Origin of the sequence: Flavobacterium akiainvivens (genome assembly GCF_001278115.1) — a bacterium.
GTDB classification, from domain to species: Bacteria; Bacteroidota; Bacteroidia; order Flavobacteriales; family Flavobacteriaceae; genus Flavobacterium; species Flavobacterium akiainvivens.
The window spans coordinates 3,577,282-3,597,752 of sequence record NZ_LIYD01000005.1; the positions used below are offsets into that span (position 1 = coordinate 3,577,282).

Below are 20,471 nucleotides of genomic sequence, written 5' to 3' on the forward strand. Positions count from 1 at the left end.
TACTGATATGATTTTAGAAATGAAAGTTCCCTCGCCGGGGGAATCGATTACCGAAGTGGAAATAGCCACGTGGCTTGTAAAAGATGGCGACTACGTTGAAAAAGACCAGGCCATTGCCGAGGTAGATTCAGACAAAGCCACGCTTGAGCTTCCTGCCGAGGCCAGCGGTGTTATTACCCTTAAGGCTGAAGAAGGCGACGCTGTAAAAGTGGGCCAGGTAGTATGCCTTATAGACACAGATGCAGCCAAGCCAGATGGCGCTGCCCCTGCTAAAGAAGAAGCCCCTAAGGCTGAAGAGAAAAAAGAGGAGCCTAAGAAAGAAGAGCCTAAGGCTGCCCCTGCTGCTGAAAAAACGTATGCTACAGGTGCACCGTCTCCTGCTGCTAAAAAAATACTTGACGAAAAGAACATAGACCCTGCAACCGTAAGCGGTACAGGCAAAGGCGGCCGCGTTACTAAAGACGATGCCGTTAACGCAAAAGCTTCTATGGGTACGCCTACAGGCGGTAGCCGCAGTTCTGAGCGTTCTAAGCTGTCTATGCTGCGCCGCAAAGTGGCTGAGCGCCTTGTTGCTGCCAAGAACGAAACCGCTATGCTTACCACGTTTAACGAGGTAAACATGACACCTATAAACAACATCCGTAACGAGTATAAAGACGCATTTAAGGCCAAACACGGTGGTGTAAGCCTTGGTTATATGTCGTTCTTTACAAAAGCCGTTACAAGGGCGCTAAAACTGTTCCCTGATGTTAACTCAATGATTGACGGCGACTTTAAAGAAACCTACGATTTTGCCGATATCTCTATTGCGGTATCAGGCCCTAAAGGCCTTATGGTGCCGGTTGTAAGGAATGCCGAAACGCTTACCTTCCGCGGTATTGAGGCTGAAATTAAGCGCCTTGCCCTTCGCGCCCGCGACGGACAAATAACTGTAGATGATATGACCGGTGGTACATTTACCATCACTAACGGTGGTGTATTTGGCAGTATGCTTTCTACACCTATCATCAACCCTCCGCAATCAGGCATCTTGGGTATGCACAACATTATAGAGCGCCCAATTGCTGTAAACGGTAAGGTAGAGATACACCCAATGATGTATGTGGCTCTTTCTTATGACCACAGGATTATTGACGGACGTGAGTCGGTTGGTTTCCTTGTGGCGGTTAAAGAAGCTCTTGAAAACCCAATGGAACTCCTTATGGACAACAATCCTAAGAAAGCGCTTGAGCTATAGTAAGCTAAGCTTTTAAATATAAAACCCCGCTCAGGAAACTGGCGGGGTTTGTTTTTTTAGACTTAAGTTGCTGATTACTTGATTACTCTAAATGTGCATGCAGCTCTTTACGGTATTGCGAGGCACTCTTACCGGTTACCTCTTTAAATGACTTATTAAAGTGGCTAAAGTTGTTAAACCCACTTTCATAACTTACTTCAGATATAGGTATGGGCTTCTCTGCCAATAGTTTGCAGGCATGTACTACCCGGTATTCATTTACAAATTGTACAAAGGTTTTATTGGTCATCTTCTTAAAGTACCTGCAAAACGATGGTACCGTCATGCTTGCCCTTTCCGATACATCTTCTAAAGCAATAGGCTCCCTGAAATTATCCTTCACATAGTTGAATATCATGTTAATACGGTCGTTATCCTGCACCTGCGTTTCCAGAGAGAAACCTTCGGCGTTAAGCACCTTGTAATCATCGGTCTTTTCCAGTTCGTGCAGTACCGCAATCAAGGTAAGCAGGCGCTCAAAAGGCTGCTGTTTCGCCATTTTGTCCATCTTGCTGCCCAGTGCATTGCGCACCTGTGGGCCAAAGGCAATACCCCCGCGAGCCCTGGTAAACAGTTGGGCAATGCTTTTTGTTTCAGGAAGTTGCATAAAGCTATCGCCCAAAAAGTCAGGCTTCATTTGTATAACAATCTCGTTCATGTTGCCTGTAGTATCATCAGTAAAGCCGCAGTGGGGCAGGTTGCTGCCTATGAGTATCAAGTCGCCATCAGTATAATAGCTTATGTGGCTGCCTATCTGTCGTTTACCCGAACCCCCGTTAACAAAAACCAGCTCAACCTCCGGGTGGTAGTGCCACACGTGTGCCTTAAGGTTAGCATTGCGGCTGAAGTTTATATAGGCAAAACTACTGCCAAAAGAAGGCTCAACTACCTCAAGGGCAGGCTTTAAAAATTTTGTTTTGAGTTGCGGTTTCATAGTGTAAAGGTAGCTAAAAAGGTGTCATTTTTGCCTAAATTAACAATAAAACGTTTTCGTAAGGTTAATATTGCATATAATGTTGTAAATATTGATGTAACACTTTCTTTAGTGTGTGTGTAATTTAGCAGTGTTAAAATTACTCAACCCAATAAACAGTAGAAGTTATGAAAAGTGTAATGAAATTAGGAGTGGCCATAGCAGTGTTCTTTATATCATTTGCAGGCCGTGCAAACGACGCTAAACTATCAGTTAGGGTAAAAGAAGGTGCAGGTAAGGTAGTTAGCTTTGCCGTAGTAGATGCTAAAAATGTTCACGTTGCAATATATGCCAAAGACGGCGCAGTGCTTTTTGACGAAAACCTGAAAGGTAAAGAGGGCAAAATCAGCAGGACGTATGACCTGACTGCGTTCCCTTCAGGAGTTTACTTCCTTGAAACTGAGACAGGTGTAAAAGTATCCCGCCACCAGATTACTATTGCAGATAAAACCGCTACCATAAGCGAAACTGTAGCCGAGGTGCTTAAGCCTGTGGTTGCTAACGAAAATGGTGTGCTAAGCGTTAACATTAAAGGTACAGAAACACCTGTAGGTATTAAAATGTTTGATGAAAACAACAACGAACTGTATGCTGAAACCTTTGACGGCCAGTCTGTTGCTAAGAAATTCGACATTAAAAATACCACAGCAAGAAATATCACGCTGGTAATGAGCTACAACGACAAAACGTTTGTAGAAACCATTGCAGCGCGTTAAAAACGAGGTTTGGTTATAGCAGAAAGGGCTACGCTGAAAAGCGTAGCTTTTTCATTTTCAGAGGTTTCCACTAATTTTATCCATAACCCAGTTGGTATGTGTGCCCGTTTGTCCGGTTGATGGGTGGGCTTTACCATGCAGTAAAGCATCCCTCATGTTGTGCACGTGGTACAGCTGTATATTCTCAGGATGTGCTACTACAGCCTTCTTAGTACCTGATTCATTGGTTATTACAAGGGGTTCGTCTTCAAAAACGGAAAAGGTTATGGTGCCCTTGCTACCATAAATGGTAACCTTGTCTTCGCGCTGGGGTACCCCAAAGTTCCAGGTGCCGGTACCGGTAGTGCCATTTGCGTGTACCCAGCTTGCAGCCACAGCATCATTAGCCGTATACAGCCCCTGTTGGTTCAGGCTAATACCGTTAACTTCTTTAATATCACCAAAGTAGTGTATGAAAAGGTCGAGCCCATGGCTGGCCAGGTCATCAAAATAGCCGCCTGTGGCAATGGTTCTGTCAGTACGCCAGTTGTACTCACCGCTAAGGTCTACTGGGCTGGGGACTTTAGTTAAGTGCCAGTGTATGTGGCGTATAGCGCCAATTTCGCCATTATCTATCCATTCTTTTACCTGTAAAAAGCGCGGTAGCGACCTCCTATAATAGGCAACAAATAACGGAAGTTTCTTATCCTCAAAGGCTTGTGTAATCTCAACACACTCCTGCCAGGTGGGTGCCATGGGCTTTTCTATACAGCATGGTTTGCCGGCTGCGGCCACCTTTAGGGCGTAAAAGTGGTGAGTATCAGGGGGTGTGGCAATATAAACCGCATCAATTTCGGGGTCGTTTATAAGGGCATCGGCATCGCTGTAGTGCTTTTCCACGCCGTGGCGCAGGGCATAATCAGCGGCTTTATCAGCATCTCGGCGCATAACTGCTTTAAGTTCAAAGCCTTCTGTTTTTTGGTAGGCGGGGCCGCTTTTGCGTTCGGTAACATCGCCGCAGCCTATAATGCCCCAGCGTATGTTTTTGGGTTGTGTCATGGGTTGGTTATTTTTTGATAAAAATATACATTTTCTTTTATAGTTTTGGTCAATATGACCACTTTGTTTCAGCCTCCGAAAATTCTTTCAAAAACACCTTCAAAAGTGCTTAATATTTCACTTTCGGACTTTAAGATTCAAAATGCTAAAATGTTGGATTTTTACAAGTGCCCTATCGTAAATTTACAAGTCTCGTTTTTATACATTTCGGGCATAAAAAAACCGCTTTTCTGATTTTAGAAAAGCGGCCTTAAAATATTTGCAGTGCGTTTTTTGCCCTGAAAATATTTTTCTGTGTTATTTATACTTTTGATTAAGGTAATCCTGCCAGCTTTTGCTTGTTGCATCAATGGTATGGGTAAGTAGTGCACCACCATTAAACGCTTTTGCCAGCTTGCCAAAGAGCGGTAGGTTAATAATGAACTTCTTTTTACCTGTTTTGCGCATCCATTCCTTAGCCATTTCGTTAAACGTGTAGGCTTTTAGCCCTCCAATCTCATAGGTTTTGCTTTCTGCCGGCTGTAGCGAAATTTCATACAACGCATTGGCAACAGCGTCTACGGCTATGGGTTGGGCCATCACCTTTTTGGGCAGCAGCCCAATGCGGTATTTTAGCAGCGACGTAAAAATGTAGTCTATAAAGTCATGAAACTGTGTAGCCCGCAAAATTGTATACGGCACACCCGATGCCTTTATCAGTTCTTCAGAAGCCAGCTTTTGCTGGTAGTAGTTAAACGGTGTTTTGTCTATGCCTACAATGGAGATGTAAATAAGGTGTACGTTCTTGTTGCTCCCTATGGTTTGTAGCAGGTTTTGGGTAAGGAGCGTATCCTTTTTAAGGTCGGTTGCAAGGTGAAAAATAATGCTCCTGCCTTTTACTGCCTGGGCAACACCTTTGTTTGCCATTAAATCAGCCACTACCTTATTGGGGGCATTTTCGTTGTTGCTGCGGCTTGCCACTGCATACTGCAACCCTTTTTGGTTTAAAATTTGTGTAAGGCCTTTACCTAAATTGCCTGTACCGCCTGTTATTAGTATGTTTTCCATTTTTAAATTGGTTTAAATTGGTAATACGTTTAGTATCAGGTCAAAGGTGCGGGTTATTAAAGCCAATACGGTTAAACTGGTTTAAGAAAGCAAAAAGCCCCGCACAACGTGCAGGGCCCTTATATTGAAGTTGATATTATTCCTTTACCACCTTAATAACTTTTTCACCGGTTTCGGCCTGAACCTTTAGCAGGTAAATGCCGTTTGCAACGCCTGTAAGGTTAATTGTGGCCTGCGTGTTGTTAATGGCGGTGTGCTGCACCTGCTGCCCCAGGGTGTTGTATAGCGTGGCGCTAAGCAGGGTAGTGGTGTGTTCCAGCTTCAGTTCATCTTTAACCGGGTTAGGGTAGCAGCGCAGGGTGGCCATGCTGTTGCCCTCAAGGCCGGAAACAAGGTGTACGGTTACCGGCAGGCGTTCTATGCCGGCACAGTTGTCTATATACTGTGCAGCATAATACGTGGTGCCATCTGTAAGCGGGGTGTCCATACCAAGAAATGTGCCGCCCATTGCGGCGGTAAACCAGCTTATGCCTGTGCCTTCCACCTCAAGGCTGGCAACTGTTTGCCCCTGCGTAAAGGTTTGCGGACTTTCGCCGGTAGGCGCCGGGGGGTAAATGTCAAAAAACAAATCAGTGGTGGTATTGCAGGTGGTATTGGTAACGGTAAGGGTGTTGCTGCAGTAATTCAGGTCGGGCAGGGTAAAGGTGGTTTGCTGGGTAGCCACTCCGTTAAGTGCGTACGTATAGCTAAAGGCGTCGTTTACAATTACCCCGGCCGTTGTGCCTTCCACCTGTATTTGTATAAGCTGGGCCCAATCCTGCAAAGGCTGCAAAAGCACCTCATAGCAACCTGTTTCAGGGTCGGTTATGCGCACCCATACAAACGTTGCCCCTGCCTGTGGTACAAAGGTTTCGGGCTGTTCAATACCGTTTAAGCCTGCTTCGGCATGTTCTTCGGTAAGATGATAGGTAACATCATAAAGATTTATATTCCACAGGCTGTTTGCATTAACCGTAAGGTTTATTGCACTGTTTGCACACGTGGCTATTGCGGGCAGGTTGTCTTCATAAATAGGAGAGGGCACTGCCTTAATAACAAATTCTTCTATATCATACATATCTAAATTTATCATAGAGTTTACCCTTACATACAGTGTTTGCTCCAGTGCTAAGTTGTTAGTATATCCGGTGTTGATGCTTAGTACGTTATCTCCGTTTTGTGCATCTTCAAAACTTTCATAATACGTTATGCTGTAGTTGCCCGGCCCCTGCGTGGCGGCTGTTACCAGAGGGCTATATACCCCGGCGAGGTCAAACAGGGCAAAACCATCGTTATCAGCATCGCACAGCACATAAGGCGGCAGTGGGCTTATGATAATAGTGTCATCGGGCGGTACACTGTCTCCTATATTAAAACTACCCCCGTTAAGAAATATAGCCGAATCAAACTGGGGGTCGGTACGGTCGGCTATTACAAACTTAAGGTGGTAGGTAACGCCTTCCATTACGGGGTGGTCTACAAAAAACGGGGTGGTACGGCCGTTAAAGTTCATGGGGCCGTCTACCACACCCGGCTGGTGAAACGTGCCGAAATAAGATACGTTAGCCCCTGCGCAGGCACTGTTATATGCGCCATTGCGCACCGTATAAGACGATATGGGCAAATTTGTGCCCGGCACAATAGCCAGGTTAGTAACTTCATCGGTTTCGGTATTGGTAAGCAGTATGGCAAAAGCATCGCCATAATCGCACTGAAAAGCACCATATTCTTCAGAAGCATACAGGAAGCTGAATGTAAGGGGGGCGGTTCCGCCTACAAAGTCAAACTCGAGCGATGTGGCATTTTGCGCATTAAAGCCACTGCCTACATCAGGGTAGGTAAGCAATATGGCAGCAAGGTCTGCATCGCCGCCCCAGGTGGCAGTACCGGCGCTTTGTATGTTGCCGTTGGGGCCTTCGGCTGCCTTTGCGCTACCGGTGCTTAATACTATGCCGTCTTCAAACGGAAACATGGTATTGGTTTGCGAAAAATAGCCTATGCCATTAGGCCCGGCAGCATTATTGCTGCTGCCGGTAGAGGCTGTAATGTTAGTAATGCCAAGGCCCGGCTGTGCTGCAAAAATGTCCTGTACAAGTTGTTGTGCAGTATATTGTGTGGTGCTAACGCTTATGCCCGGTGGCGGGGTAACTATGCAAATACTAAAATCAGTATCTACGGGTGGGTTTGCCGCAGTAGTAACGGTGTAGAGCCTTATATAATAGTTGGTTTCGGGGGTTACTGTTGCTGTAAATGTGTTGTTGTATGTTGTAGCACAAAATACCACCGGCCCGCTGCATGAACCCTCATACAGTTCATATTGCATGGTAGAGGTAAGGCTGCTCAGGTTGTTTACAGTAATAGATGCCCTGTCATAAATAGCGGTAAAGGTATACCACACGTCGTCATCGGCACTGCCGCCGCAGGTTGTGGCACCGCCGCTTGCCGTGGCATTAAGCACAGTGCCGTTAGTAGTTGCGGTACAGTTTATATCCTGGCTAACAGTTAGCGCTACGGCACTGCTGCAATCATCATTTCCGGGCTGCGAAAAGCCATAAAATACAATGAAGCCCAGTAATACGGTAAGGTAGTTTTTTTTCATAACAGCTTGATTTGGTACAGCTAATGTATGAAAAAGGATATTGCATGATTCGCAAAAGTTATGCGCTGCTTTTTACCTTTGCGGGTCTATTTCAGGTAAAAACAAAAGTTATAGTAGTCTATAATAGCCTTACCTTTAAGCAGCACATCGGCCCCTATAATGCCGTGCACGGGCTTGGCCTTATACTGGCGCAGGGCTTCGTTAACATGGCTCATGTCAAATATTACAAGGCCAAAGGTTTTGGTACTCCAGCGGCCCAGTTTAAGGGTGTTGCGCAAAGAAGTCTGGGTTATCATGTCGGTGCCGCCCGCGCCCGCCGCCCGGGTGTCGCTGTCGGTAGCAACAAGGTTAAAGGTGGTTATGGCCTCAAAGCCTACACAGCTGTTGCTGGCGCCGGTATCGAGTATAAAGTTACCTTCAACGCCATTAAGGGTGGCTTTAACAAGCAGGTGCTGGGTCTTGCTTATTTTAAAACGCACCCGTTTATAACCCTTTGGTTTAAGGGTATCATACAGGTTTTCCAAGTCGTAGTAATTTTAGTAGTTGGTAATAGCAGAGCCAAAAATAATGTAAAAATCACGTTTATCGTTACAAATGGCGTATCAAGTTTGTAATTTTGCACCATAAATGCTTGCAATGACCTTTACCGATACCCACACCCACCTTTACAGCGAAGAATTTGCACAGGATCGCGATGCCATGATACAGCGTGCCTTTGCTGCCGGGGTTACCCGCCTTTTTGTGCCGTCTATAGACTCCACCTATACACAGCAAATGTATGATTTAGAGGCGCAGTACCCGGAAAATGTGTTCCTTATGATGGGCCTGCACCCCACTTATGTTAAGGAAAACTACCTTGACGAGCTGGCGCATGTAGAAGCCCACCTGGCGCAACATAAATTCTATGCCGTAGGCGAAATAGGGGTAGACCTGTATTGGGATAAAACATTCCTAAAACAGCAGCAGGAGGCTTTCAGCAGGCAGATACAGCTTGCCAAACAGTACAAACTGCCCATAAACATACACTGCCGCGATGCTTTTGATGAAACCTTTGATGTTTTGGAAAGTGAGAAAGGCGAGGGGCTGTACGGTATTTTCCATTGCTTTACGGGCGATTTTGAGCAGGCACAGCGCGCCATAGGTTACGGCATGAAGCTGGGCATAGGCGGTGTAGCCACCTTTAAAAACGGAAAGATAGACCAGTTCCTGGCCGATATCCCACTACAAAACATAGTGTTGGAGACCGATGCGCCCTACCTTTCGCCCGTGCCACACCGCGGCAAACGCAACGAAAGCGCCTATGTAGCCCTTGTAGCCCAAAAGCTGGCCGAGCTTTATGGCGTAAGTGTTGAGGAAATAGCCCGCGTTACCACTCAAAACTCAAAAGAGGTGTATGGGGTGTAAACTTAGAAGGCAGAACTTAGAATTCAGAATTTAAGCTACAGGCTACGGCTTGTCAGCCTGAGCTTGTCGAAGGGCCGGTATAGTTAATCATCTGTAAAGGCGGAGTACACGAAACTCAGGATAAAGGTGAATTAAAGGGTACAAGGCTTTACTTCGTCAGTTCGGTCTTCGCCCTCGGGTGTGTCCTTCCGCCGAAGGCGGCTTCCTGTTGTGGCCTTTGTGAAAAAAATTGTGTTCCTTGTGTTTAAAAATAACACATTCCTCCGGGGCTCTCAAATACCAAATTAAGGTATCCGCAACACCCAACCCATAAAAATAAACTATAAACCTAGGTCTCATAAGTAGCGTTAACAAAAATTTTCGGTTTAAATACAGTAATTTTTTGTTCTTTTGTAAAGTTTTAACCCTTTATTAAGCGCATGTCGAAATTTGATCATATCCGCCCGTTTTATGATACCGAAGTAAACGAGGCCCTGCACAGTGTTGTGCAACATCCTATGATGAAAGCCCTCATGAGCTTTACTTTTCCCGATACCCCCGAAGAGGTATGGGCAGAGCAGCTTAAAAGAACGCACTCAAAACGCGATTTCCAGGCTAATTTTATTTACCACGCCATACAAATGGTGCTGCAAAAAAGCTCTGAAGGCTTAACTACTTCAGGCTTTGAGAATTTAGACCCGCATACATCATACCTGTACATATCAAACCACCGCGATATCATTCTTGATACCTCGCTGCTTAACGTGTCTTTGCTGGAACATAAAATGATTATGACCGCCAGCGCCATAGGCGATAACCTGGTGCAAAAAAGTTTCCTGCACGCCCTTAGCCGCCTTAACCGCAACTTTGTGGTGCAGCGCGGGCTTTCGCCAAGGGAACTCCTGCAAAGCTCTAAGCTTATGAGCGAGTATATGTGCCAGCTTTTAACCCGCGAAAACCGCAGCGTATGGATTGCCCAGCGCGAAGGCCGCACTAAAGACGGTAACGATGCCACCCAGCAGGGCGTACTCAAAATGATTGCCATGGCAAGCGATGAGGCTAATCTTATGGATTACTTTAAAAAACTGCGTGTGGTGCCGGTGTCTATATCGTATGAATATGACCCTACAGATGCCCTTAAGATGCCGCAGCTTATGGCTAAGGCTAACGATGAGGTATACGTAAAGGAAAAGAACGAAGACTTCAACACGCTGCTTAGCGGCATTATGGGCCAGAAAAAGCGCATACACCTGCACATAGGCAAACCGCTTAACCCGGCCGACCTTGATACCATTGCTGTTGAAAACGACAACGCCAACAAGCAGATACAGGCACTGGCGCAATTGCTGGACGATGCCATTATACAGGGCTACAAGCTATGGCCTACCAACTATATTGCGTATGACCTGCTGCACGATTGCACCCAGTTTGCAGATAAGTATACCGAAAAGGAAAAGCAGCTGTTTGAGCGCCGCCTTGAGCTGCGCATAGATATAGATAACAAGGTTATGCGCGAAGGGTTCCTGGCCATGTATGCCAACCCCGTGGTTAACAAAATGAAATACCAGGATGCCTAAGCCGCGTATATTGCTCATATATACCGGGGGTACCATAGGCATGGTTAAAAATTTTGATACCGGCGCCCTGCGTGTGTTCAACTTTAGCAAGCTGTTGCAGCGCATACCGGAGCTTAAGCAGCTGGACTGCGATATCGAAACCGTTTCGTTTGAAAAACCCATCGACTCCAGCAACATGAACCCCGCCATGTGGGTTAAAATGGCCAATATTGTTACCAAAAACTACAATGCTTTTGATGGTTTTGTAATCCTGCACGGGTCAGACACCATGTCATACTCGGCATCGGCGTTAAGCTTTATGCTGCACAACCTCAGCAAGCCGGTGGTGTTTACGGGCTCCCAATTGCCTATTGGCGATTTGCGTACCGATGCCAAGGAAAACCTTATAACTGCCATTCAGGTGGCCTCAATGCAAAAAGACGGTAAGCCTGTTATAAGCGAAGTATGCCTGTATTTTGAATACAAGCTATACCGCGGCAACCGCACTACAAAAATAAGCGCCGAGCATTTTAATGCATTCACCTCGCCCAACTTCCCGGCCCTTGCCGAAAGCGGCGTGCACCTTAAAATAAATACCGAATACCTGCTGCCGGTTATGGTTACGGGCGACTTTACCGCCAAAACCGCTTTTGACGGCAATGTGGCCATTGTAAAAATGTTCCCCGGTCTTACGGCCGAGGTGTTAAAGGCCATGGTGAGCATACCCAGGCTTAAGGGTATTGTCTTAGAAACCTACGGCAGCGGCAACGCCCCAACCGAGGACTGGTTTATAGGCATACTGCAAAAAGCCATAGAGGGCGGCCTGCACGTGGCTAATGTAACCCAGTGCAGCGGCGGCCGTGTTAACATGGGGCATTATGAAACCAGTACGCTGCTAAAAGAAATAGGCGTTATAAGCGGCGCCGACATTACCACCGAAGCCGCCATAACCAAAATGATGTACCTGCTGGGGCAACAGGTGCCGCACCACAATTTTAAAGAACTGTTTGAAGCCCCGTTGCACGGCGAGCTCTCGCCCGTAGTGTAAATAAAATATTTAGAGAGGTGGCCGAGTGGTCGAAGGCGCACGCCTGGAAAGTGTGTATGCTCCAAAAGGGCATCGAGGGTTCGAATCCCTTCCTCTCTGCTAAAGCAACACGATGCCCTGAAAGATGGATGTGTTAGTCCTTGGTTTTATAGACGAGCTATTTTCCTTTTGAAAGTTTGTATGCATTGATAGCAAAAGAGCCCAGTCCCCATACCCAACCTGATGTCGTAAGAATTCCGGAAATAACTGTAAAGAATTTATCTAGCCTGTGTCTATAAATTATTATTAAAATAAAAAAGACAAAAGAAATTAGTCCTATTAGTCCTATTTTTTTATATTTTTTTCCATGTTTTCTGATTTCTAAAACTGTATCTGCTAGATTTTCAAGTTCTGTTTTAGTCGATTCCTGTATTTTTTTTGCTTCATTAAGCTCAACCTCAATATCTTTCAATTTCTGATCTAGTTTTTCCTTTTCTTGGACTAAGTTATTTTCAAGAGCTTGTACTTCTTTAATTTTCTCCTGAACTTGTCTTTTTCTTTTTCTTTCTTTTTCAATGATGATTAAAGCTTCTTTCTTTGCTTCAGTTTTATCTTCTAATATCGAATTATTGAGTCTCTCAATATTTTTTGCGGATTGATGAGCTACGGATTCTAATAGTATTCTATATTCATCCGTTGATAAACCATCTAATTGTTTTAAATTGTTATTGAATTCTATTATAAGTTCTTTGCTGGCAATTTCTTCATCTAATGTTATTGCCATAAGTTCGCTAAGACCAACTGATTTAACTTTATTTGCTAAGTGATGAGGATTTTTAAGCCATAGTAAACTAGTAAGTCCATCAGGAAGTATTACTTCTGACACTTTCTTGCTTCCAGCTTTGTCAATGTTAAAGTTGACTAATTCTTTGTTACTTGTTAGAAACCATTCTTTTGCTTTTTGAAAAGTTGATATTACTCCCTCTCTGCGTTCTCTGACATATAGATATGCAAAGACATCATGCTCTGCTGTACCTTTACGTAATCTTGACTCTTTCAAGTCTTTAATGTCCTGTGATTTTGAAAATTTTTCTTTGTAGACAATTGAAAATGGAACTAACTCAATATCCAAATTTTTCAGTTTTTCTTCTAATTTAGCGTTTAGATTTATTAACCACGTTTTATTTTTTCCTAATCTTAAGCAAGCTTCGTTTATAGTTGATGTGGGATTTGTATTGTCATAGCTACCAATAGCTTTTTCTATTATACTATAAACTTCGTCTAAGGTTATGGATAATATTTTTACACTGCCACCAGTGTTTTTTATAAGATCTAATAATTCTAATACAGGTTTTGTATCTTCTTCTTTTTGAATATCTAATGCTCTTAAAATTATAGGAGTATCTATATAATAGATTTCATTAGAGATAAATTTAGAATCCATTTCAAATCCTGCCTCTAAAAATCCTGCAACAATTGAACCTAAATAAATGTTTTCAGCTATTTTATATAATAGATGATTGTGCATTTCTATATATTCCAGAAATTGGACATGATATATAAAGATTGAATCTGAAAAATCTCCATTTATGTGCTGTCCAGTAGCAAAAAAAGCAGACAATCTATTCTTGTTTTTGTCTAAGAAGTCTGAAAAAGGAGCGATGTCAGTATGTTCTATTACTTCTTGTTTAATATATTCCTCAAATGCTTTTTGTAATGCGGAAGCATTGCGTTTCCCTTTTTTATAGTTTTCTTCTAGTTCTGTGAAAGCATATATGCTTATACGAAAATTGTTTCCATTAGCCAGAACTTGGAAATTGATTTTTTCTTTCAATTTTCTCGATAATACAGACTCAACAGCTCGTATTAATTTTCTAATTATAATTATTGGAACTTGAATTCCATAGTCTTCATTAATTATTTCTTGAATATCTTCAGCAGATCCGTAATCACCGTGAATACTAAATTTACTTAATGCTCTTTTACAAATAGGGATATATACATGGTTATACAGGTCATTTTGATTTTCTGTTAATGATGCTAAAAAGCAATATCCTGTTAAAGTATTGTTATTCATAAATTAAATGTCTTTTAACAAACTTAACAAATATTACCTCACAATAATTTGGGTACCTGAAAAATACCCATTATTAGGTATGGATAAAACATAGACAACTAACCCCTCCCACCTCCCACATTTTTCTATAAATTTATTCCCAAAAACATCCTCATGGCAAAAATATACGCCCTCTTAACGTTAACCCTTTTCTTGGTAAACTTCAAAAGAGACAAAACTTTATGCCCTCTGTGAAACCCTTGGTGTTCTTTATGTTAAGATTCTTCTTATAAAAACCTTTCAAAAAAGTGTAACGCGCAGTACAAATTTTCGTCTTGTTGGTAAATCATCACATCATGAAAAAAATACTACTGCTTGCACTGTTAGTGGCTATGGGCAAAGCCAACGCCCAGGACACCCGTGCACAAAAAATCGACAGCCTATTTACATCACTTGCCGCTAAGGGCCAGTTTAACGGCAACGTACTCATCGCCGAAAAAGGTAATGTACTCTACAAAAAAAGCTTCGGCCTGCGCGATGAAGCCGCAAAACTGCCGCTTAATGATACTTCTATATTCGAGCTGGCATCGGTATCAAAACAGTTTACCGCCATGGGCATTGTGCTTTTAGAGCAAAAAGGCAAGCTTAAGTATGACGACCCTATTGTAAAATACATCCCCGAGCTTGGGTTTTACAAAGGCGTTACCATAAGGCAGCTGCTTAACCACACCGGCGGCCTGCCTGACTATATGCAGCTTATAGGCACTAAGGGCGACACCACTAAAATCAACACCAACAAAGACATTATTACGCTGTTTGCCAAAGAAAAACCGGAAGCCGACTTTACCCCCGGCAGCAAGTTTGAATACAGCAATACCGGCTATGCACTACTGGCCAGTATTATAGAAAAAGCTTCGGGTAAAACCTATGCGATGTTTTTGGCTGATAACATTTTTAAGCCTTTAAAAATGGAAAACACCTTTGTATACAACCGCAGGCTGGCCCCTAAAAAGGTAGAAAACTATGCCTACGGCTATGTGTATGATGCCAACGGAAAGAAACTACTGCCCGATAACGACCCGGATAGGAGCTATGTAATATGCCTTGATGGTATTGTGGGCGATGGTACTGTAAACTCTACCACGGTAGACCTGCTTAAGTGGGACAGGGCTTTGTATACCGATAAGCTGGCTTCTAAAAAATCGCTGGAGTTGGTGTTTACCCCGCCGGTATTGCCTAACGATGAGAAAACAAAATACGCCTTTGGCTGGATTATAGATGCATCGGCAGAGTATGGAAAGGTAACGGCACACAGCGGCGGATGGCCGGGCTATGTTAACTATATCGAAAGGCATATAGATAACGACAAAACCATTATCGTGCTGCAAAACAACGAAAACGGAATGTCTTTCCTTAAAAACGTGCGCCGCCTGCTGTATGGCAAAGCGCCCGAAGTAGTAAAAGACACACAAACCGAGATAACCCTGACCGAAGCCCAGCTTACCCCGTTTGTAGGCGAGTATGAGCTTGAACCGGGCTTTAATATGGAAATGACGTTAGATAACGGCCAACTGTACACACAAATACCGGGTCAGGAGAAATTTCCGGTGTTTGCAGAGTCAGAAAATACCTTTTTCCTTAAAGTGGTTAAGGCGCAACTTGTGTTTGAAAAAGACAGCACCGGCACGGTAATTAATGCCATCCTTAAGCAAAACGGCAATGAGTTTGTTGTTAAAAAAGTAAAGTAAACAATAGCCATAAAAAAAGCGCCCTGTTTCCGGGGCGCTTTAATTTTAACCGTGATGTATATTATAATAATGTCACGTTTACGGCATTAGGGCCTTTGCGGCCTTCCTGCACTTCATAACTAACGGCATCGTTCTCACGAACTTTGTCTGTTAAACCTGAAACGTGAACAAAAATTTCACTTCCACCGTTGCTTGGAACTATAAATCCGAAGCCTTTTTCTTCATTGAAGAATTTTACTGTACCTTCTTGCATTGCAATATTAAATTTCGGCGAAGATACTATATTGTTTTTATAAAACACTGAAAATGAAATAATTATTTTTAGTGCCCTGATTTATGTGTGGAAATCCCTACATAACGCTGTTTAAGGCAGTTATAATTTTCGGTCAATTCTCACCCAATAAATACTGTAAATCACAGTTTTGTATTAAATTACGCACCCATATTACTGCCATACAGATGAAAACCAAAAAGATACTCAAACGCTTACTCATAACCCTCACATCGCTGCTGGTTATACTGGGTATAGCCATTGCCATAGCCCTCAACTTTATTTTTACGCCCGAGCGTATTACCCCCATGGTAACCGAAATGCTCAACGAAAACCTTGATGCAAAGGTAGAGTGCGAAAGTATTGAGCTAACGTTCTTTTCATCGTTTCCGCACTTTGGGGTAAAGCTTAAAAAAGGCAGTGTGATTACCCCGGCATTAACAGGTATAAAAAGCGATACCCTGGCACAGTTTGATGTATGCAGGGCATCATTCAACGCACAAAAGCTGTGGCGCAAGCACGATTTGGTGGTTACAAACCTCACACTTACAAACCCCAGGGTAAAAGCCATAATACAAAAAAACGGCCACCAGAACTGGAACATCGTTAAACCTACCGAGCCCGATACTACCGATACCGACACGGCTTCTTTCAAGATAAACCACATCCTTATTAAAAAAGTTAAGGTAGAAAATGCCAGTATTGCCTATCATGATTACGTTACAAAATCGCACGCAAAGGCCGATAGCCTCAACATAAGCCTCAAGGCATCTGATACCGAAGATAAAATGGAGCTGGCTACCGAAACCCACGGCAGGCACATAAGTTTTTCTAAAGACGGCTACCGTTTTGCCAATAAGCTTAAGGTAGATTTTGAAACCGATATTGTGTACCTTAAAAAACAGCATAAGCTGGATTTTGATAAAAGCACCATTACCATTAACGACATTGATTTTGTTACCGAAGGCCACTTTAGACGCGATACGGTTAATAATGATATCCATGCCGATGTAGTGCTCGAAATGAAAGTGCCATCGCTCAAAACCCTGTGGGAAACCATACCGCCACACCTTATCCAGAAAGATGATATAGATGTGCAGGGCAATGTGCTGCTCAAGGTTACCTCTAAGGGTATTTACAATAAAACCAGGCTGCCGCTAACCGATATTACTTTTAAGATTGATAACGGCGTGCTGAAGTACAACAATTTCCCGGGCGAGATTCGCCACCTTGAGGCCGATGTGCACAGCGTGCTCAATTATGATAAGCCGGAGCTTTCTGAACTTACCGTTAAGGAAGTGTATCTTGAAGGCACGGGGGTAGACCTTAAGGGCCACGCCAAAGTAACAAACCTGCTGAAAGACCCTGAAATTGATGCCGACCTGAAAGGCGACCTCGACCTTACCACCCTCAAAAAGAAATTCCCCATTGCGCAGGATATAGTGGCCATGGGTCAGGCACACATAGATATTAACGCCCTGTTTAAGAGCAATGATATTATGGAGAGCAACTTTAATAACATGAAGGTAAAGGGCAACACGGTGCTTACCGGTCTGTTCCTGCACGACCCTAAAGATACCGTATACCTAAAGACGGCTAAAACGGAGCTGGTCTTTGGCCGCAAGGCCGAAACCGAAGAGCGCAAAGCCTTTGGCAAGCTTAACGTTACCAACCTTGAGGTGCACTATAAAAAGCAGCACGACCTCACACTGAGCGGGCTGGCGGTTACTATGGGTGCACAAAAGCTTAAAAACAACAGCGCTGCCTTAGATGCCGATATTAAACTCTCTAAACTTGATTATAAAGCCGCCGATAACAAAATAGGCAGTGCCACGGTAGATGGGCTTACGGCCAATGTAAAGCTTAAAAAGAAAGACTCTATTACGGGGTTAGATGCCCACATTAACCTTACCAATCTTAGGTATAACCAAACGGCCAATAACATGAAAGCCGTGGTGCGAAAGGCAAACATTACTGCCGGGCTGGGGGCAAGGCACACTAAAAAACGCCCGTCTATAGCCACCACGTTTACAGCCGATAGCGCCGCCGTATGGCAGGATAAAAATTTTGTGGGCATACGCAACGGCAACTACAAGCTCACGGTGCGCAAAAACCGCGAAGATATCTGGATGCCGCGCGGCACAATAGAGTTTAACAACCTCTATGCCTTTATGCCGGAGTTTGCCCTGCCGCTGCGCATGGAGCATTCGCAGATAGGTATAAACAACAAGGCCATTACACTACAAAATGCACATATTTTCTTTGGGAATTCAGATGTTACGCTCTCAGGGCAAATAAACAATATGCTGGCCAAGAAGTCGCCCGATAAAAGGGTAGATGCCACCCTTATCCTTACCTCTAATTTTATTGACGCCAACGAAATCATGAAGGTTATGGACTCCCAAACTACTGCTTCTGCTGAAAAGCAACCCGACTTTAAGCAGGTAGACGAAGCCCACGTGCGCGGAAAGAAAAACGTGCACGACCACAAAACCGCCTTTAAAATTCCGGAAAACATAAACTTTACCTTCAACAGCAATATTAAAAAGCTGCATTACGGCGGGCTCGACCTTCAAAACCTGCACGGGGTAATGAAAATTGAAGACGGCCACCTTAAGCTCAACCACTTTGAGCTTACCACGCTTGCCGCCCGTTTAACCGCCAGCCTTAACTATGCCGCTACAAAAAAGGGCAGGGCAAAGGTAGATTTCGACCTTAACCTGCACGATATAGAAATGGCTAATATTGCCAAGGTTATGCCGGCTATGGACAGCCTTTTCCCCATGACAAAATCGTTTGTGGGCAAGGCACACCTGCGCATGCAGGGCAGCGCCATGCTAAGCCATAATATGGATGTAATTATACCGTCGGTAAAAAGTATAGCCGCACTGCAGGCTACAGATGTTATGGTGCTGGACGGCGAAACCTTTAGGGAAATGGCCAAAACGCTTATGTTTAAAGAAAAAAAGGAGGCGCAAACCATACATACCCTTAATATGGAAATGATCATAGAAAAAAGCCACATGGAAATCCTGCCGGCCTTTGTAGAGATAGACCGCTACCAGCTTGCCGTGGGGGGCATACAAAACCTGGACATGACCTATGATTACCACGTTTCGGTGCTCAAGTCGCCCATTCCGTTTAAAACGGGGGTAGACATAAAAGGCAACCTCGATGATTATGACATAAGCCTCAGTAAAGCCAAATTTAAATACTATTTTACCGATAAGCAGCGCCTTAAAGACAAGGCAGACGAAACCATAATTGCCAAAAAGAAAAACATACTGGCACAGCTTAAGTTTGATTAGGCTGCCCAGCTTCAAAATAGAAATGCTCCTGTAAAAAATATAAGTGGTCGGAAGAAATTCCGGCTACTTATGTTTTAGGAATACAGGTTTTCTCATGGCTTCACAAAGATGTAACAGTACGATTGAGCTCCGTAGGAGCGGTATATTTATAGTAGTATTGAACAGCGCGGAATGGAAGTCCCGTACGGACGGCATATAGACGAATAATTCATATGCCGCTCCTCCGGAGCTCTTGCTTACCCTGCTTTGCTATAAATATGCCACCCCTACGGGGTTATTCAGGACAAACAATCTTACTGTAAAAAGGAGCATTTTTATTTTATTTACCGTTGCTAAACAAGGCAATCTTGGCATAAAAATCCTCCATCATCAGGCGGATGTCTAAATCGGTGTATACCCTTATATTCCGTCCGTTGTGGTTGGTAAGGTACTGCCCGGCATCGTTTATCTTGGGGGCCTGCATTACAACATACTTGCTTGATGCGGGGTCGGCCTCCCAGCCCGATTGCAGCGCCGTGAGCAGCACCAGCGGGCTGTCGCCCAAAACATAGGCCTCGCCCAGCGTTCTGTTCGATTTTTTAAGTATGTTTTCTATGCGTTCTACCAGCAGTGCCCCGGTTTTGCCCTTGCCCGCCACTTTATATTGCAGTTCGGCATACGATACCAGCGCCTGCCTGTAGGCATCACGCGGAATTTGCCACAGCGGTATGTCAGACGTGTTAAAGATTACCTGCCCGGCCTTAATGTCTATGCCCAGGTTGTATTCAATGGGCTGGTAGTTGGGTGGGGGTGTGGCCAGTCCGGCATATTCAGGACCGCCTATCCATACCAGCTTTATTTTCTCGGCAATCTTAGGCTCTTTCAGGTAGGCGCTGGCAATGGTGGTAAGGCTGGCACCGCACAATATATACAGCGGCCTTTTATCATCGCTCAGGGCTTCTTTAATTATGGCATCAGCCCCTTCAGAGGGGCTTGGCGTGTTTACATCGGGCAATCCTGATTCTGCACCCATATAAACCGGCGGCGGGCTGGGTAGTGCCATGGTTTTTAAAAGCACCTTTACCTGATCACAGGCGTATGCAGCCGTGCCCGGCGATTCATAAAACCCACCGCTGTACAGGCGAGAGCCTATAATGGCCTTTACCTCGGCAGCGGGTGATAACAGCTGCTGTACCAGGTGGAAAAGCCCATCAGGGTCGCCGCCAAAATCATTGTCAATAATAACGCGCATACGTGGTGCGGTAACTTCGTTTTTTGCGGTGGTTTTGGGTTGTGCCATGCAAAGGGCAGGCAACAGGCACAGCAGTAAGCTAAGCCTGCGGGTATAGGTTTGTAGGTAAGATATCATAACAGTTTGTTTGCTGTGCCAAATTTAAGGTTTAAGCGGCGTGCACTGTCCTGTACTTACCTGCTGCATTGCGCGCGGTTACATAA

General features: G+C 44.3%; 15 protein-coding genes and 1 tRNA gene. 8 read left to right on the forward strand and 8 right to left on the reverse strand.

The features are described 5' to 3' along the window. The first annotated feature begins 7 nt into the window (after positions 1-7). A complete protein-coding gene (gene odhB, locus AM279_RS16120) occupies positions 8-1,237 on the forward strand; it encodes a 2-oxoglutarate dehydrogenase complex dihydrolipoyllysine-residue succinyltransferase (RefSeq protein WP_054409052.1) in 1,230 nt (409 codons plus the stop codon). 82 nt (positions 1,238-1,319) lie between these two features. Here the strand turns inward: odhB and AM279_RS16125 are convergent, their stop codons facing one another. Next, positions 1,320-2,210 (reverse strand): AraC family transcriptional regulator, encoded by an 891-nt coding sequence (locus AM279_RS16125; protein WP_054409053.1) that lies wholly within the window; start codon positions 2,208-2,210, stop codon positions 1,320-1,322. Between the two features lie 167 nt (positions 2,211-2,377). Between AM279_RS16125 and AM279_RS16130 the strand changes: the two genes are divergently transcribed. Next, entirely contained in the window at positions 2,378-2,965 is a 588-nt protein-coding gene (locus tag AM279_RS16130) for a hypothetical protein (RefSeq protein WP_054409054.1), read from the forward strand. A gap of 57 nt (positions 2,966-3,022) precedes the next feature. On the opposite strand, the gene AM279_RS16135 is transcribed toward AM279_RS16130, so the two are convergent. The 4 genes from AM279_RS16135 to AM279_RS16150 form a co-directional block, all read right to left on the reverse strand. Beyond that, entirely contained in the window at positions 3,023-4,003 is a 981-nt protein-coding gene (locus tag AM279_RS16135; protein ID WP_054409055.1) for a Gfo/Idh/MocA family protein, read from the reverse strand. A gap of 297 nt (positions 4,004-4,300) precedes the next feature. Next, positions 4,301-5,050: an SDR family oxidoreductase gene (locus AM279_RS16140; RefSeq protein ID WP_054409056.1), complete on the reverse strand. Its 750-nt coding sequence runs from the start codon at positions 5,048-5,050 to the stop codon at positions 4,301-4,303. A 136-nt stretch (positions 5,051-5,186) separates the two neighbouring features. Further along, positions 5,187-7,688 (reverse strand): choice-of-anchor L domain-containing protein, encoded by a 2,502-nt coding sequence (locus AM279_RS16145; RefSeq protein WP_054409057.1) that lies wholly within the window; start codon positions 7,686-7,688, stop codon positions 5,187-5,189. Positions 7,689-7,774: 86 nt separating this feature from the next. Then, a complete protein-coding gene (locus tag AM279_RS16150; protein ID WP_054409058.1) occupies positions 7,775-8,212 on the reverse strand; it encodes a retropepsin-like aspartic protease in 438 nt (145 codons plus the stop codon). Positions 8,213-8,324: 112 nt separating this feature from the next. Here AM279_RS16150 and AM279_RS16155 point away from each other — a divergent pair, with 112 nt between their 5' ends. The 4 genes from AM279_RS16155 (at position 8,325) to AM279_RS16170 (ending at position 11,774) form a co-directional block, all read left to right on the forward strand. Next, on the forward strand, positions 8,325-9,092 hold the full coding sequence (locus AM279_RS16155) for a TatD family hydrolase (RefSeq protein WP_054409059.1): 768 nt from the start codon (positions 8,325-8,327) through the stop codon (positions 9,090-9,092). 419 nt (positions 9,093-9,511) lie between these two features. Continuing rightward, positions 9,512-10,648, forward strand: a complete 1,137-nt coding sequence (locus tag AM279_RS16160) for a 1-acyl-sn-glycerol-3-phosphate acyltransferase (protein WP_054409060.1) — start codon at positions 9,512-9,514, stop codon at positions 10,646-10,648. Continuing rightward, positions 10,641-11,675: an asparaginase gene (locus tag AM279_RS16165; RefSeq protein WP_054409061.1), complete on the forward strand. Its 1,035-nt coding sequence runs from the start codon at positions 10,641-10,643 to the stop codon at positions 11,673-11,675. Before AM279_RS16160 ends, AM279_RS16165 begins: the two co-directional genes overlap by 8 nt. A gap of 11 nt (positions 11,676-11,686) precedes the next feature. Further along, positions 11,687-11,774: transfer RNA gene (locus AM279_RS16170), tRNA-Ser, on the forward strand. Positions 11,775-11,832: 58 nt separating this feature from the next. Here AM279_RS16170 and AM279_RS16175 read toward each other — a convergent pair. After that, positions 11,833-13,731, reverse strand: coding sequence for a hypothetical protein (locus AM279_RS16175; protein ID WP_054409062.1), 1,899 nt, complete (start codon positions 13,729-13,731; stop codon positions 11,833-11,835). Positions 13,732-14,066: 335 nt separating this feature from the next. Here AM279_RS16175 and AM279_RS16180 point away from each other — a divergent pair, with 335 nt between their 5' ends. Further along, a complete protein-coding gene (locus AM279_RS16180; RefSeq protein WP_054409063.1) occupies positions 14,067-15,458 on the forward strand; it encodes a serine hydrolase in 1,392 nt (463 codons plus the stop codon). Between the two features lie 61 nt (positions 15,459-15,519). On the opposite strand, the gene AM279_RS16185 is transcribed toward AM279_RS16180, so the two are convergent. After that, positions 15,520-15,711 carry a cold-shock protein gene (locus AM279_RS16185; protein WP_054410374.1) on the reverse strand — a complete coding sequence of 64 codons (192 nt, stop codon included), beginning with the start codon at positions 15,709-15,711 and terminating at the stop codon, positions 15,520-15,522. 206 nt (positions 15,712-15,917) lie between these two features. Between AM279_RS16185 and AM279_RS16190 the strand changes: the two genes are divergently transcribed. Beyond that, positions 15,918-19,037: an AsmA family protein gene (locus AM279_RS16190; protein WP_054409064.1), complete on the forward strand. Its 3,120-nt coding sequence runs from the start codon at positions 15,918-15,920 to the stop codon at positions 19,035-19,037. A gap of 319 nt (positions 19,038-19,356) precedes the next feature. Here the strand turns inward: AM279_RS16190 and AM279_RS16195 are convergent, their stop codons facing one another. Next, positions 19,357-20,385: a nucleoside hydrolase gene (locus tag AM279_RS16195; protein WP_054409065.1), complete on the reverse strand. Its 1,029-nt coding sequence runs from the start codon at positions 20,383-20,385 to the stop codon at positions 19,357-19,359. Positions 20,386-20,471 lie beyond the last annotated feature (86 nt).